Origin of the sequence: Chromobacterium sphagni, from assembly GCF_001855555.1 — a bacterium.
GTDB classification, from domain to species: domain Bacteria; phylum Pseudomonadota; class Gammaproteobacteria; order Burkholderiales; family Chromobacteriaceae; genus Chromobacterium; species Chromobacterium sphagni.
Window position 1 is genome coordinate 19,254 of record NZ_MKCT01000012.1, and the last position, 13,626, is coordinate 32,879.

Sequence of the window (13,626 nt, forward strand, 5' to 3'; positions counted from 1 at the left end):
CAAGTTCATTTGCGTACGGGCGCGATGCAGTCGTTGCCGTCGAAACTGACCGATTCAACCGTATGGCTGGCCGGGTCGGCGACAAAGTTGGTGGTGCAGCTGTAGTAGACCGAACCACCGCCGTTGATGCCCCAGGGGTGGTAGAAGCCGCCGCCCTGGATAGGCATGTCCTGGCTGTAAGCGCTGCGGTAGGTATAAAGCTGCTTGCCATTGGGCATGGTCATCTGGCTGGTGGGCGTGCCCCAGGCAGCCAGCAGTTCGTTGACGTCGCGTCCTTGCCAATGGTTGACCTTCTGGGCATAGCCCTGCTGGGTGGCGCAGCCGGCCAGCAGGCTGGCTGCCAGCAGCAAGATGGTGGTGACGGTCTTCATTTTCGTTTCCTCGCAGTCTGGGCGTTGGCTCAGGCCATGTTGCCGACAGATGGTCTTGATGTCGATGGTTTCGGTCTGTCCGTTCATGGCGATTTCATGTTCAGGCTTTTATTTTACGATGCTGTCAGCCCTGCCCGATGTCAATCGTTAAGGTTCTGGCAGTGTTTGGTTTGTGTTAACAAGCTTGTGCAGCAGGTGGCAGGCGGCGAGGGGAGTGCCATGCGACATCAGATCGACAGCTTCCTCGCCGACCGGCTCCGACGAAAAAAACAAAGGAGAAACGACTATGTGCCTGAGAAAGCCCATTGTGGCGGCACTGATGGTCTGGGGGAGCATGGCGCCGCTTCATGCGGCAGCCGCGGAGAAGGTGCTGCATGCCACTTTCAACGCGCCGGAGACGGGTTTCGATCCGGCCAAGATTTCGGACGTCTATTCCGCGGCGGTGATCGAGCATATCTATGATCCGCTGCTGACCTTCGACTACCTGGCGCGGCCGGTAAAGGTCATCCCCAACGTGGTGACTTCGATGCCCACCGTCAGCGACGGTGGCAAGACCTACACCTTCCATTTGAAGAAGGGCATCTATTTCGCGCCGGATCCGGCCTTCAAGGGCAAGAAGCGCGAGCTGACCGCCGCCGACTATGTCTACACCATCAAGCGTCTGTCCGACCCTCTGGTGGCTTCGCCGATAAGCGACACTTTCACCGGCAAACTGGTCGGGCTGGACGAGTTGGTGAAAAAGGCCGGCAAGGGCGGGCTGAACTACGACACGGTGGTGGAGGGTGTCAAAACGCTGGACCGCTATACCCTGCAACTGAGGTTCAAGGAACCGTTCCCGTCGCTGCCCTATGTTTTGGCCGGCAGTTGGGTCGAAGGCCAGGCGCGCGAAGTCATCGAGGCCTATGGCGACAATACCAACGCCCATCCGGTGGGCACCGGCCCCTATATGTTGTCGGAGTGGAAACCGGGCAATCACATGACCCTGGTGCGCAATCCCAATTTCCGCCAGGAAACCTTCCGCTACCAGGCGGGAAGCGACGCGCTGGGCCGCAAGATCGCCAGCCAGATGAATGGCAAGCGCTATCCGCAGATCGACCGCATCGACATTTCGGTGATCGAGGAGGAGCAGCCAACCTGGCTTGCGTTCAAGAGCGGAGAGCTGGATGTGCTGAGCGGCAATCCCAGCATTCCCCAGCCGTTGATCCGACAGGTTTTGCGTCTGGACCCGAAGGATTCAACGCGCGCGGAGCTGAGGGCGGAGTTGCGGGACAAGGGCGTGCAGCTGAGCCGCAGCCTGGAAGAAGGCATCACCTTCTATGCCTTCAATATGCAAGACCCGGTGGTGGGCGGCTACGGCAAGGATAGAATCGCCTTGCGTCGCGCCATCGCCATGGCTTTCGATCAGAGTGAAACCATACGCGACATCCGGCGCGGCCAGGCGTTGCCGGTGCAATACATCATTCCGCCAAATGTTTCCGGGCATAACCCGGATTTCCGCGCCGCCTATCCTTACAACCCCGCGCTGGCCAATGCCCTGCTGGACCAGTTCGGTTACAAGATCGGCGCGGACGGCTACCGCAACCGCCCGGATGGCAAGCCTTTCACCGTCGACTATCTGACCGGCCCCACCGCGATAGACAAGCAGTGGAACGAGTACTGGCAAAAGGCGTTTGACCGCATCAAGCTGAGGATCAACTTCCGCGTGATGCAGTGGAACGAGCAGGTCAAGGCGCTGCGCGAATGCAAGTATGGCCTGGCTGGCGGCGCATGGGGCGCGGATTATCCGGATGGCGATGACTTCATGCAGTTGTTGTATGGCCCGAACACCGGCGGCTCCAATTATGCCTGCTATCAGTCAAGCCGCTACGACAGCCTGTATGTGAAGTCGCGAGTCCTGCCGGATGGGCCGGAGCGCAACCGCCTGTACGATCAGATGAACAAGCTGGTGGTGGCGGATACGCCATGGGTCTTCAGCGACATCCGCTACACCAACGGCGTGGCCCAGCCCTGGGTGCGCGGTTTCAAGGTGCATCCCAACTTCAACGCCATCTGGCGCTTCCTTGACGTGCAGAAATAAGCGGCAAGAGAGGAGAACACTATGTCCGCATTCATCATCCGCCGGCTGTTGCAAATGATCCCGACTCTGTTCGGGGTGATGCTGCTGGTTTTCGTCTTGTTCACCCTGGTGGGCGGCGATCCTTCGCTGGTGCTCGCCGGCAAGCACCTGTCCGCCGATGTGTTGGCCCATATCCGCGCCCAACTTGGCCTGGACAAGTCCCTGCCCGAGCAGTTCTGGCTGTTTGTCAAACAGGTGGCCACCTTTGATTTTGGCACTTCCTGGTCCACCCAACAGCCGGTATCCGACGTCATCGGCAGCCGTATCGGGCCGTCGCTGACGCTGACCAGTGCCATGCTGGTGGTCGACATGCTGATCGCCATTCCGTTGGCGGCGCTGGTCGCCTATTTCCGCGGCGGCCTCACCGACCATATCGTCACCATCTCCTGCACCATCGCCATGTCGATCAGCGCGCTGATCTACATCATCGCCGGCCAGTTCTTTCTGGGCTTCAAGCTGGGCCTGTTTCCGGTGCGCGGCTGGGGGATTCCTTCTGGACCAATCTATTCCTGTATGTGCCGCTGCCGCTGCTGATGGGACTGATGGTGTCGCTGGGGCCGGACATCCGTTTCTACCGCAGCTTCTTTGTCGAAGAGCTGGGGCAGGACTACGTCCGCACCGCGCGCGCCAAAGGGCTGTCGGAGAGCCGCATCATGCTCAAGCATGTGCTGCGCAACGCGATGATCCCGGTGGTCACCAGCCTGATGATGTCGCTGCCTTATCTGCTGCTGGGCGCGCTGGTGCTGGAGAGCTTCTTCGGCATTCCCGGCATGGGCAACGAGGTGATCCAGGCGGTCAACAAGAGCGACTTTCCGGTGATCAAGGCCATCACCATCTATATCGCCATCGCCACCATGGTATTCAATCTGCTGGGAGACCTGGTCTACAAGTGGATTGACCCACGCGTGCAGCTGAAGTGAGCGGGAGAGACAAATGACGACATTGCAGAATACCGCCGGCGCCGCGCCGGCAGCGCCGTCCCGCAGCCTGTGGGCGCTGGGCTGGCAAAGATTGAAGCGCAACAAGGTGGGCTTGGCCTCGCTGTGGGTGGTGCTGGTTTATCTGGTCATCGGCATTGGCGGCGGGCTGAACCTGGTGGGTGGCCATTGGGCGGACGAGGTCGGCGTGCCTTATGCGCCGCCGAACTGGGTTCAGGAATCTCCGGATGATGTGCTGCCGCCGGAGCCGGCGGCGAAACAGCTTGCCGCTGCGCCGGTTATCGCGCTGAGCCAGGCTGAAGATCCTATCGGCAAGGAGTTGGCGGCTGCGGAAAAACATGTCGGCGAATACGTTGATCACAGTCCGGCCAGGCTGGAGCGCCTGCCATTCGGCGGTGACCTGCAAGGTCGGGATGTGATTCAGAAGACGCTGAAGGGCACATCCACCTCGCTGTTTGTCGGCGTGTTCGGCGCGGTGTTCTCACTGCTGATCGGTTGCGCGCTGGGCGCGGTGTCCGGTTATTTCGGCGGCAAGGCGGATGACTTCCTCAACTGGTTCTACAGCATCTTCACCTCGGTGCCGGACATGCTGCTGCTGCTGTCGTTTGCCGCGGTGTCCGGCCGCGGCATCACCACCATCATCTCGGTGATGGCGCTGACCAGTTGGACCGGCACCTACCGTTTGGTGCGCGCGGAATACCTGAAGCTGAAAGGCCGCGAGTACGTGCAGGCCGCCGACGCCATCGGCGCCGGCAGCGGCCGCAAGATGTTCATCCACATCCTGCCCAATATCTCCCACCTGCTGCTGGTGCAGTTTTCGCTGCTGACCGTGGCCTTGATCAAGTATGAAGCCATCCTGTCTTTCCTTGGCTTCGGCGTGGGCGTGCGCGAAGTGAGCCTGGGCTCGATGCTGGCCGAGGCGCCGAGCGAACTGATCCAGGGCTACTGGTGGCAGATGCTGGCGGTGACGATTGCGATGTCGGTGCTGGTGACGGCTTTCAGCCTGCTGGTGGATGCGCTGCGCGACGCGCTGGATCCGCGCGCGGTGGCCAAGTAAGCGGCGGCAAGAGGAGAACTGCAAAATGAATAACACAGAAACCCTGCTATCCGTGCGCAACCTGAAGGTGCGCTTCCGCCAGGAAGACGGCGGCCGCTTCGAGGCGCTCAAGGGCGTCAGCTTCGACATTCCCGCCCACCGCACCGTGGCGCTGGTGGGCGAGTCCGGCTCCGGCAAGTCGGTCACCTCGATGGCCATCATGCAGCTGCTGCCGCCGCAGGCCAGCGAGATCGACCCAGCGTCCGAGCTGCTGTTCCAGGGCCGCAACCTGCTGCAATTGTCGCGCGGGGAGCTGCGCCGGCTGCGCGGCAAGGACATCGCGATGATCTTCCAGGAGCCGATGAGCTCGCTCAATCCGGTATTCAGCGTCGGCGAGCAGATCGTCGAGACGCTGACGCTGCACGCCGGCCTGTCGCGCTCCGCGGCGTGGAAGCGCGCGGTGGAGCTGCTGCGCGAAGTGGGCCTGCCCGAGCCGGAGAAGCGGGTGAAGGCCTACCCGCACGAGCTGTCCGGCGGCCAGCAGCAGCGGGTGATGATCGCCATCGCCATCGCCTGCGAACCCAAGCTCCTGATCGCCGACGAGCCGACCACCGCGCTGGACGTCACCATCCAGAAGCAGATCCTGCAACTGATTGCCGACCTGCAGAAGAAGCATGGCATGTCGGTGCTGTTCATCACCCACGACCTGGGGGTGGTGGGCGAATTCGCCGACGAAGTGATCGTGATGCGCCACGGCGAAATCCGCGAGCAGGGCACGGTGAAGCAGATCTTCGAAAACCCGCAGGACGCCTACACCAAGGCGCTGCTGTCGTGCCGGCCGCACCTGGACCGCCGCCCCGAGCGGCTGGCGGTGATCGACGACTTCCTGCGGCCGGGCGGCTATGTGGAGCCGGCCGAAAGGACACGCGGCTATGCCGCCGGCGACGAAATCGTGCTGGACGTGCAAGGGCTGTGCAAGAGCTTCGACATCCGTGAAGGCCTGTTCGGCAAGCGCCAGTTCCACGCGGTGAAGGACGTGTCGTTCAAGCTGGCGCGCGGCAAGACGCTGGGCATCGTCGGCGAGTCCGGTTCCGGCAAGACCACGGTGGGCCTGACGCTGGTGCGGCTGCACCAGGCGACGGCGGGCAAGGCGCTGTTCCACGGCCAGGACCTGATGGGGATGAGCGCCAAGGCGTTCCACGCCTACAAGCGGCGCATCCAGATCATCTTCCAGAACCCGTACGCGTCGTTGAACCCCCGCTTCACGGTGGAGCAGATCCTGACCGAGCCGATGTTGCTGCACGGTATCGGCCAGGATGGCGGCGGGCGGCGCAAGCTGGCGCAGGAGCTGCTGGACAAGGTGGGGCTGCCGGCGGGCGCGCTGGCCAAGTACCCGCACGAGTTCTCGGGCGGCCAGCGCCAGCGCATCGCGATCGCGCGCTGCCTGACGCTGAAGCCGGAAGTGCTGATCTGCGACGAATCGGTGTCGGCCTTGGACGTGTCGGTGCAGGCGCAGGTGCTGAATTTGCTGCAGGACCTGCAGGACGAGTTCAAGCTGTCCTATCTGTTCATTTCGCATGATCTGGCGGTGGTGAAGCACATCTCGGACCAGGTGCTGGTGATGAACAAGGGGCAGGTGGTGGAGCAGGCGGACGCGGACGTGATCTACCGTTCGCCGCAGGACAGCTACACCAAGAAGTTGCTGGGAGCGATTCCGCAGGGTTGGAGCGCGGCGCTGGCACCGGCCTGAAGCGTCGTTTATCCGAAGTGAAAACCGGCCCGGGTGGGCCGGTTTTTGTTTGTGGTTCAGGTATCGGGTAAGCATGGAAGGGGCGGAACTGTAAGCTGGCCATCCGTTCGCACTCATGACATTGATGAGAATTACTCATTTAATAAGGAAGTCATAAATTTTCATATGAGCCTGTGGCAGTTATTTTTGTAAAAAAACAACAAAACTTCACTAATAACGACATCTGATGTTTGGAAGGCGACGTTATGCATATTGATGATCTGCTGATGGCTGTGTGAGCCAGTTGCCAGGGATTTTTTGCTCGCCTCCACCTTTTCATGTCATTTGAGTGGCGTGGCGCTGGCTTGAGAGCGGGGATATTCAGGCATGTTTTTTATGACAGACCGTGACGCATCTTTACAAATATTGACGATTTTAGTGAATTCTTCACACACTCGAAACAAGACCTGCTCATGCATTGGGCATGGTCCGCACCTCCTGTAAGGCCAGCATGCGAATTGGCAGACAGGGCTTGGGAAATAGAGTGAAGGAGAGTTCCGTGATGAAAAGAACACAGCTAGCGGTGGCGCTGGCGTTGATAGGCATTGGCGCGCATGCGCCGCAGGCGCTTGCTGAGGGCAGCGGAGAGCTGGATCGGGTTGAAGTGACCGGCTCCAACATCAAGCGCAGCATTAAACAGGAGAAGGCTCTGCCGGTGACCATCATCCGCACCGAGGAGGCCACAAAACAGGGTTTTACCACGGTCGAGCAGGTGGTTAATTCATTGGCAAGCAACCAGTCGGGCCTGGTTTCAGCGTCCTCGGTGCAGTCAGTGAGTGGCGGTGCGTCCTATGCCAGCCTGCGAGGGCTGGGCTCCCAGTACACATTGGTTTTGCTGGATGGACGCAGAGTGGCGAGCCAGGCTATCAGCGGCTATGCGACTGATTTGAATGCGATACCGTTGTCGGTCATCGAGCGCATCGAAGTGCTGCGTGATGGCGCGTCCGCGATTTATGGCACCGATGCCATTGGCGGTGTGATCAATTTCATCACCAAGAAATCGTTTTCCGGGCTGACGATCGGCGGGGAGATGGTTTCCACCGAACACAAGGGAGGGAATACAGGCAACCTCAGTCTGATTGGCGGCGTTGGCAATTTGGCTGAGGATGGCTGGAATGTCTATGGTTCGCTGGCCTATCAAAAGACTCAGCGCATTACTACCTTGCAGCGGGATTACGCTTATAAAAACCTGACGGCTGACAATCTCAGCGGTTCGGTATTCCCCTCAAACTTCATCTATAAGGGAGTGGGCTACAATCCTGCCGCGCCGAATTGCCAGCCGCCCTATGCCCAACCGCTGGACGGCAATTCTTGCGGAGAGATGTCCACTCTGTTTATGGACCTGACGCCGGAGGTAGAGCAGTGGACGGCCACGGCCAAAGCGACCAAGCAGATTGGCGACCACACCTTGTCCTTGCAGTACATGGGCGCCCGCAATATCAGCACAACCCAGATATCACCGACTCCCCTGGCCAAGATCGTTACGTTGACGGCAGGTGACAAGTATTACCCGACCACCTTGCCGAATGGCACGCCGACGGATGGCAGCCCGGTGGTCTTGAACGCGCGTTCGGTTCCGCTGGGGCCGCGCACCACCAAGAGCACGTCCGACACGCAGCGGGTCGCGTTCAATGCCGAGGGCTTGCTGGGCGGTTGGGATTACCGGACTGGAGCCATCTACTCGGAAAACAAGACCACTATCAATTACCAAAGCGGCTACGCCAATGAAACCTTGATACGCAATGCGTTCAAGAATGGCATCATCAATCCGTTTGGCCCTTCCGATCCCGGCGCGTGGGACAGTGTGAAGCTGTCCGGCGATGGCTGGATCGCCAAGTACACGACCGCTCTGGCGGACTTCAAGGCCAGCAAGGAGATCATCGCCTTGCCGGCCGGCATGCTGGCAACCGCGATCGGCGCCGAGGTGCGCCATGAAAAGCTGGACAGCCAGATCCAGGCCGTGGCGAGGAACGCAATCGGCTCTGGCATCGCCAACTCCCAGTCCACTTCGGGTCAGCGCAATGTTTCGGCATTGTATGCCGAGGCTGAAATTCCTGTGTTGAAGGGCTTGGATTTCCAGGTGGCGACTCGTTTCGACCATTACAACGATTTTGGCAATTCCTTCAATCCCAAAGTCGCCTTCAAGTACCAGCCGGTGGAGAACGTGTTGTTCCGCGGCTCTGCCAGCAAGGGCTTTCGTGCGCCTTCGCTCTACGACGTATTCATGCCGGACTCCCAAACCTATAGCGCCGACAAGTTCAACGATCCAGTGCGCTGCCCAGGCGGGGTTCCGGCAAATGGCGGCAACAAACCCCAAGATTGCAATCAGCAATTCATGGTGCTGCAGGGCGGTAGCCGAAGCTTGGCAGCGGAAAAAGCCTCCTCGCTGACATTTGGCTTGGTGATCGAGCCGGTGAAGTCGGTGACCGCCAGCGCCGATTTCTGGTGGACCATGGTGCAAAACAGCATAGGCACACTGGATCCCGGAGCCATTTTCGCGAATCCAAGCAAGTATGCCGACCGTTTTGTGCGTAATCCGGATGGTTCCCTGGATTATGTCAAGACGCCGACCGAGAATTTGGGGAACCTGAGTGCCGCCGGCGTGGATGTCAGTCTGGCGTTCCGCTTGCCCAGAACATCTCTTGGCGACTTCGGCATCAATCTGGATGGGACCTACACCTCCAAATACGTGCAGCAGTTGGAGAACGGCGGCGCCTATTTCAGCCCCCTGGGTGGTTGGTATCAGAACATCATGCTGCCGACATTGCGTTGGAAGCATAGTCTGGCATTCAATTGGTCCAGAGGGTCGTGGGGGGGCACGCTGGTGCAGAACTATTCCTCCGGGTATACCGACATGAATCCGAATGATGAAAATCACAGCGTTCGTTCCTATTCCAACTGGAACCTGTCGGGCAGCTATGTCTGGAAGAAGAGGCTGACGTTGACTGCCGGGGTGAAAAACCTGTTCGATCAGCAGCCGCCGTTCAGCAACCAGACCAAGTCGTTCCAGTACGGGTTTGACCCGGTGCTGACCGATCCGGTGGGCCGCGCCTTCTTTATCAAGACATCCTACAAACTGTAGCCTATGCCTATTGTATTTAATCGATAGGTATAGCATTCTGTCATGGGTGCCGAGCCCATAGCGGTAGGTAACAAGTGGATGCGGCTCCACCGCATCTTGATGTTGTAATCCGTCGGCGGGCATGGCCAGTTCGGCTCATGAGGACGAAGCGGCCGGCTCGCCGGTTTTGAAGGAATGGGTAAACCATATGACGAGTATCACAGCTAAAGGAGTGGGAGGACCTCCGCCCCGGCGACGATTCGCCGGCTTGGCGGGGGTGATCATATTCCATGCCGTGCTGATCTACGCGCTGGTGACCGGACTGGCGCAGGGCGTGGTCAAGGTGATCCAGCAGAAGGTGGAAGTGGCGGTGATCAGCGAACCGCCGCCGCCGCCCCCTCCGCCGCCGCCGAAGATCGAGAAAGTGGTGCAGCCGACAGCGGCGCCGAAACCGCAGGCTTACGTGCCGCCGGTGGTGAATCCGCCGCCGGTGGTGCAGTCGGCGAACGCGATCCAGTCGGTGACGTCGGATCCGAAGCCGCAACCGGCGCCGACGCCGGCGCCCGCGGTGGAAGCGCCGAAGGGTCCGATCTCGGCGAAGGCCAACTGCAGCCATCTGGAAGCGCCGGAATACCCGAGCAAGGCCCAGGAAGACGAAGTCCAGGGCGTGGTGACGGTGGTGTTCGGCGTCGGCGCGGACGGCAAGTTCAGCGGCATCAGCAATATTGGTTTCGACGGCGGCATTCCGCCGCGCTACCGCAGCAGCTTCAAGTCGGCGATCACCGCCGCATTGCAAGGCTACACCTGCCAGGCCAATTCCCAGCTGAAACAGGAATTTGGTTTCAAACTCGACTCTGGCTCCTAAGACCAGGGCATCTCAAGACACAAAGGAGTAAATACCATGGCTAAAATCACTCGCGCTCTGCTGGGCAAGGTACTGACTGCGGCTGCGGCATTGACCGCGCTGCCGGCGCTGGCGGCGGAAACCGTCACCGACAACCCGTACGGCATCGACGCGCTGTGGTCGCAAGGCGACTTCGTCGCGCGCGGCACCCTGATCATTCTGCTGATTATGTCCGCCTCCACCTGGTATGTGGGCATCGTCAAGCTGCTGGAACAACGTCGCCTGATCAAGCAGGGACACGAACTGCTGGGCCACCACGGCGTGGACCTGCAAAAAGCGGCCAGCGAACTGGCCGACGAAGGCATGTACAGCGCGGTGGCGCAGGCCGGCATCGAAGCCGCCGGCGAACACAAGGGCGAGCTGTCCAATCGCGTGGATCTGAACACCTGGGTGTCGATGGCGATCTCCGACGCGGTGGATTCGGCCAGTCACCATATGCAGAACGGCCTGTCGGTGATCGCCACCGTGGGTTCGACGGCGCCGTTCGTCGGCCTGTTCGGCACGGTATGGGGCATCTACCACGCGCTGGTGAAGATCGGCACCTCGGGCCAGGCCTCGATCGATAAAGTGGCGGGTCCGGTGGGCGAAGCGCTGATCATGACCGCGATCGGTCTGGCGGTGGCGGTGCCGGCGGTGCTGGGATACAACTGGCTGGTGCGCCGCAACAAGCTAGTGCTGGACAACGTGCGCGTGGTCTCCGGACGTCTGCACGCCAGCCTGCTGAACAACCCGACCCGGTAAATCGCCATGGCCCGTTACAAACGCTTTGGCCACGGCAGGGCGGAAGAGGATCAAGTGCTGTCGGCGATCAACACCACGCCATTGGTGGATGTGATGCTGGTGCTGTTGATCATCTTCCTGATCACCGTGCCGGTGGTGACGCAGACGGTGAAGATGACGCTGCCGAAAGAGCAGAACATTCCGACGCAGACCAAGCCGGAAAACATCGTGCTGGGAGTGGACACCCACAACACGATTTACTGGAACACGCTGCCGATGAAGAGCCAGGAAGAACTGCTGGCGCGGCTGGTGAAGGAAGCGAAGAAGACCCCGCAACCGGAAGTGCACATTCGAGGCGACGCGGAGGCGAAGTATGCGCCGATCGGCCGGATCGTGCTGGCGGTGCAGCAGGCGGGTATCGTGAAGATCGCGTTCATCACCGAGCCGCCGGCGCGGAACTAGGAGAATAGAGATGGCGATGAATGTGGGTTCGTCGGGCGAAGACGACCTGATGATGGAAATCAACACCACGCCGCTGATAGACGTGATGTTGGTGATGCTGATCATGCTGATCATCACGATACCGATCCAGACGCACGCGGTGAAGCTGGACATGCCGGTGAACACGCCGTCGAAGCCGTTGGAGAAGCCGGTGGTGGTGCAGATCGACATAGCGCCGGACAACGCGGTGATGTGGAACGGCGAGAGGTTGGCGGGTCGGGATCAGCTGGAGGCGAAGCTGTCGGCGGCGGGCAAGGCGGTGCCGCAGCCGGAGTTGCACATCAAGCCGAACAAGGACGCGAGTTATGCGCCGGTGGCGATGGTGTTGGCGGAGTCGCAGCGTCTGGGATTGACGAAGCTGGGCATCGTCGGGTCGGAACAGTTTGTGAGATGACATTCAAATAGCCATTGTCTTGTGGCATGATTGGGAACAGGCGGCTGCAGTTGGGCCGCCTGTTCCGTCGCGGAGGGGTGTTATCCTCCGACTGTCCCAATAAATGCCAAACCGGATGCTGGCCGCGATGCCTGCAGCGGGAATAAAACACACATGAACACACGTCTTTGTCTGATAGCCCTTCTCCTTTGCCGCTTGCCGCTTGCAGCAAGAGCGATGGCGCCGATAAGCACGCCTCCGGCAAGAATGCGTCGGCGCCGGTGGCGCGCAGCTTGTCCAGTGCCGATGTGATCAAGGCGCAAATCCAGCCGCTGGCGGCCACTATTCCTTTCACCGGCTCCCTGACTGCCCTGAGCAGCAGTGCGGTGGCGGCGGAGGTGGACGCCAATGTGCGCGAGGTGAGGTGCGCGAGGGCGAGGCGGTGCGGCGCGGTCAGGTGCTGGCGGTGCTGGACGCCGAGGCGCTGGGCCAGTCGGTGGAAGAGCAGAACGCCCAATTGGATAACACCAAGTCGCGGCTGCGGCTGGCCAAGGTCAAGCTGGACAAGCAGCGCGAGCTGTTGGGCAAGGGCTTCATCTCCCAGATAGCCTATGACGAGCTGGAAAGCGATTACCGGGTGAAGGAGGGCGAGCTGCGCGCCCAGGCTTCGCAAGTGGCGCGCGCCAAGCGCCTGCTACAGGATACCCAGGTCAAGTCGCCGATAGACGGCGTGGTGTTCGAGCGCAAGGTCAATCCGGGCGAGGCGGCCAGCCGCAATATGAAGCTGTTTCCATCGCCAAACCTGTCGGTGCTGAGATCGCCGCTACCGTGCCCTCGCGCCTGGTCGCGCAGGCTAAGGTGGGCATGGGCGCTAGCTTCAGCGTGGATGGCCGCAGCGACTTGCAGCATGGCGAAGTGGTGCGCATCAATCCGGTGGCCATCCCCGGCACCCGCAGCTTCACTTTTCATTCCGGTGCAGAACCCATCCGGCCAGTTGAAGGTCGGCCAATTCGCCAAGGGCGGCGTGGTGCTGCGCGAAGTGAAAGACCAGGTGGTGGTGCCGCTGTCCGCGGTGCGCGATATCGACAGCCAGCCCTGGGTGATGGTGGCGGAAAAAGGCCGGTTGGCGAAGCGACCGGTTACGTTGCAGCTGCGCGCCGAAAACGAGCGCCAGGTGGCGGTGGGCGGCATCGCCGCCGGCACCCATGTGATTGTGGGCGAAACTTTGGGCAGCAAGTGGGCGACGCAGTCGGCCTGCCTGGCGGCCAGGCCTGAGGGGCGGACCATGTGGTTGACCCGAGTTAGCGTACGCAATCCGTACTTCGCCGCCGTGTGATGATGACGCTGATGGTGCTGGGGCTGTTTTCCTGGCAAAAGTTGCGGTGGAGGAAATGCCGGACGTCCGCTTGCCGATGGCGGTTGTCGATACCAGTTATTCCGGCGCTTCGCCCGAAGTGGTGGAAGCGAAGTGAGCAAGCCGCTGGAGGAGGCGCTCAACACCGTCAGCGGCATCAAGGAAATCCGCTCCTATTCCTCCGAGGGCAACTCGGTGGTGGTGGCGGAGTTCGAGTTGTCGGTCGACCCCGTCGTCGCGGTGCAGAACGTGCGCGACAAGGTGGCCGGCGTGCAGGGCCATTCCGCCGCGAGATCGGCACGCCGTCGGTGTCGCAGGTGGACCCCAACGACAAGCCGATGCTGTCGCTGGCGCTGACTTCCAGCCAGACCCGGCCGCGCGAGCTGAGCAGTTGGGCGGAGAATGTGCTGAAGAAGCGGCTGCAGATGGTGGAGGGCGTCGCGATGTCAGCCTGATCGGCGCG

The 13,626-nt window shown here is 60.8% G+C and carries 14 protein-coding genes; 13 read left to right on the top strand and 1 reads right to left on the bottom strand.

What is annotated here, in order from left to right:
* Positions 1 to 5: 5 nt before the first annotated feature.
* Positions 6 to 458: a hypothetical protein gene (locus BI344_RS07280; protein ID WP_071112314.1), complete on the bottom strand. Its 453-nt coding sequence runs from the start codon at positions 456 to 458 to the stop codon at positions 6 to 8.
* A gap of 199 nt (positions 459 to 657) precedes the next feature.
* Here BI344_RS07280 and BI344_RS07285 point away from each other — a divergent pair, with 199 nt between their 5' ends.
* The 13 genes from BI344_RS07285 to BI344_RS25145 all read left to right on the top strand — a co-directional run bounded on the left by BI344_RS07285 (position 658) and on the right by BI344_RS25145 (position 13,618).
* Positions 658 to 2,448 (top strand): ABC transporter substrate-binding protein, encoded by a 1,791-nt coding sequence (locus tag BI344_RS07285; protein WP_071112315.1) that lies wholly within the window; start codon positions 658 to 660, stop codon positions 2,446 to 2,448.
* A gap of 21 nt (positions 2,449 to 2,469) precedes the next feature.
* Positions 2,470 to 3,021 (top strand): ABC transporter permease, encoded by a 552-nt coding sequence (locus BI344_RS26075; protein ID WP_420912599.1) that lies wholly within the window; start codon positions 2,470 to 2,472, stop codon positions 3,019 to 3,021.
* Complete coding sequence (locus BI344_RS26080) at positions 3,003 to 3,407, top strand: ABC transporter permease (protein WP_420912600.1); 405 nt, start codon at positions 3,003 to 3,005, stop codon at positions 3,405 to 3,407. The genes BI344_RS26075 and BI344_RS26080 overlap by 19 nt, the downstream gene beginning before the upstream one ends.
* A gap of 13 nt (positions 3,408 to 3,420) precedes the next feature.
* Positions 3,421 to 4,482: an ABC transporter permease gene (locus tag BI344_RS07295; RefSeq protein WP_071112316.1), complete on the top strand. Its 1,062-nt coding sequence runs from the start codon at positions 3,421 to 3,423 to the stop codon at positions 4,480 to 4,482.
* A 25-nt stretch (positions 4,483 to 4,507) separates the two neighbouring features.
* A complete protein-coding gene (locus BI344_RS07300) occupies positions 4,508 to 6,211 on the top strand; it encodes an ABC transporter ATP-binding protein (RefSeq protein WP_071112317.1) in 1,704 nt (567 codons plus the stop codon).
* A 541-nt stretch (positions 6,212 to 6,752) separates the two neighbouring features.
* Positions 6,753 to 9,332, top strand: a complete 2,580-nt coding sequence (locus BI344_RS07305; RefSeq protein ID WP_071112318.1) for a TonB-dependent receptor plug domain-containing protein — start codon at positions 6,753 to 6,755, stop codon at positions 9,330 to 9,332.
* Positions 9,333 to 9,588: 256 nt separating this feature from the next.
* Positions 9,589 to 10,176 carry a hypothetical protein gene (locus BI344_RS07310; RefSeq protein WP_239690894.1) on the top strand — a complete coding sequence of 196 codons (588 nt, stop codon included), beginning with the start codon at positions 9,589 to 9,591 and terminating at the stop codon, positions 10,174 to 10,176.
* Positions 10,177 to 10,212: 36 nt separating this feature from the next.
* The gene (locus BI344_RS07315; protein ID WP_071112309.1) at positions 10,213 to 10,956 is read left to right on the top strand and encodes a MotA/TolQ/ExbB proton channel family protein; all 744 of its coding nucleotides are present in this window, start codon (positions 10,213 to 10,215) and stop codon (positions 10,954 to 10,956) included.
* A 6-nt stretch (positions 10,957 to 10,962) separates the two neighbouring features.
* The gene (locus BI344_RS07320) at positions 10,963 to 11,397 is read left to right on the top strand and encodes an ExbD/TolR family protein (protein WP_071112310.1); all 435 of its coding nucleotides are present in this window, start codon (positions 10,963 to 10,965) and stop codon (positions 11,395 to 11,397) included.
* A gap of 10 nt (positions 11,398 to 11,407) precedes the next feature.
* The gene (locus tag BI344_RS07325) at positions 11,408 to 11,830 is read left to right on the top strand and encodes an ExbD/TolR family protein (RefSeq protein WP_071112311.1); all 423 of its coding nucleotides are present in this window, start codon (positions 11,408 to 11,410) and stop codon (positions 11,828 to 11,830) included.
* A 403-nt stretch (positions 11,831 to 12,233) separates the two neighbouring features.
* A complete protein-coding gene (locus tag BI344_RS07330; protein WP_071112319.1) occupies positions 12,234 to 13,145 on the top strand; it encodes an efflux RND transporter periplasmic adaptor subunit in 912 nt (303 codons plus the stop codon).
* A gap of 132 nt (positions 13,146 to 13,277) precedes the next feature.
* The gene (locus BI344_RS25140) at positions 13,278 to 13,520 is read left to right on the top strand and encodes an efflux RND transporter permease subunit (protein ID WP_241499272.1); all 243 of its coding nucleotides are present in this window, start codon (positions 13,278 to 13,280) and stop codon (positions 13,518 to 13,520) included.
* Positions 13,481 to 13,618 (top strand): hypothetical protein, encoded by a 138-nt coding sequence (locus BI344_RS25145; RefSeq protein ID WP_241499274.1) that lies wholly within the window; start codon positions 13,481 to 13,483, stop codon positions 13,616 to 13,618. Before BI344_RS25140 ends, BI344_RS25145 begins: the two co-directional genes overlap by 40 nt.
* The last annotated feature ends 8 nt before the right edge of the window (positions 13,619 to 13,626 follow it).

Coding starts and splice junctions, on each gene's coding strand:
- BI344_RS07280 (WP_071112314.1), bottom strand. CDS start 458: ATGAACGGACAGACCGAAACCATCGACATCAAGACCATCTGTCGGCAA.
- BI344_RS07285 (WP_071112315.1), top strand. CDS start 658: ATGTGCCTGAGAAAGCCCATTGTGGCGGCACTGATGGTCTGGGGGAGC.
- BI344_RS26075 (WP_420912599.1), top strand. CDS start 2,470: ATGTCCGCATTCATCATCCGCCGGCTGTTGCAAATGATCCCGACTCTG.
- BI344_RS07295 (WP_071112316.1), top strand. CDS start 3,421: ATGACGACATTGCAGAATACCGCCGGCGCCGCGCCGGCAGCGCCGTCC.
- BI344_RS07300 (WP_071112317.1), top strand. CDS start 4,508: ATGAATAACACAGAAACCCTGCTATCCGTGCGCAACCTGAAGGTGCGC.
- BI344_RS07305 (WP_071112318.1), top strand. CDS start 6,753: ATGAAAAGAACACAGCTAGCGGTGGCGCTGGCGTTGATAGGCATTGGC.
- BI344_RS07315 (WP_071112309.1), top strand. CDS start 10,213: ATGGCTAAAATCACTCGCGCTCTGCTGGGCAAGGTACTGACTGCGGCT.
- BI344_RS07320 (WP_071112310.1), top strand. CDS start 10,963: ATGGCCCGTTACAAACGCTTTGGCCACGGCAGGGCGGAAGAGGATCAA.
- BI344_RS07325 (WP_071112311.1), top strand. CDS start 11,408: ATGGCGATGAATGTGGGTTCGTCGGGCGAAGACGACCTGATGATGGAA.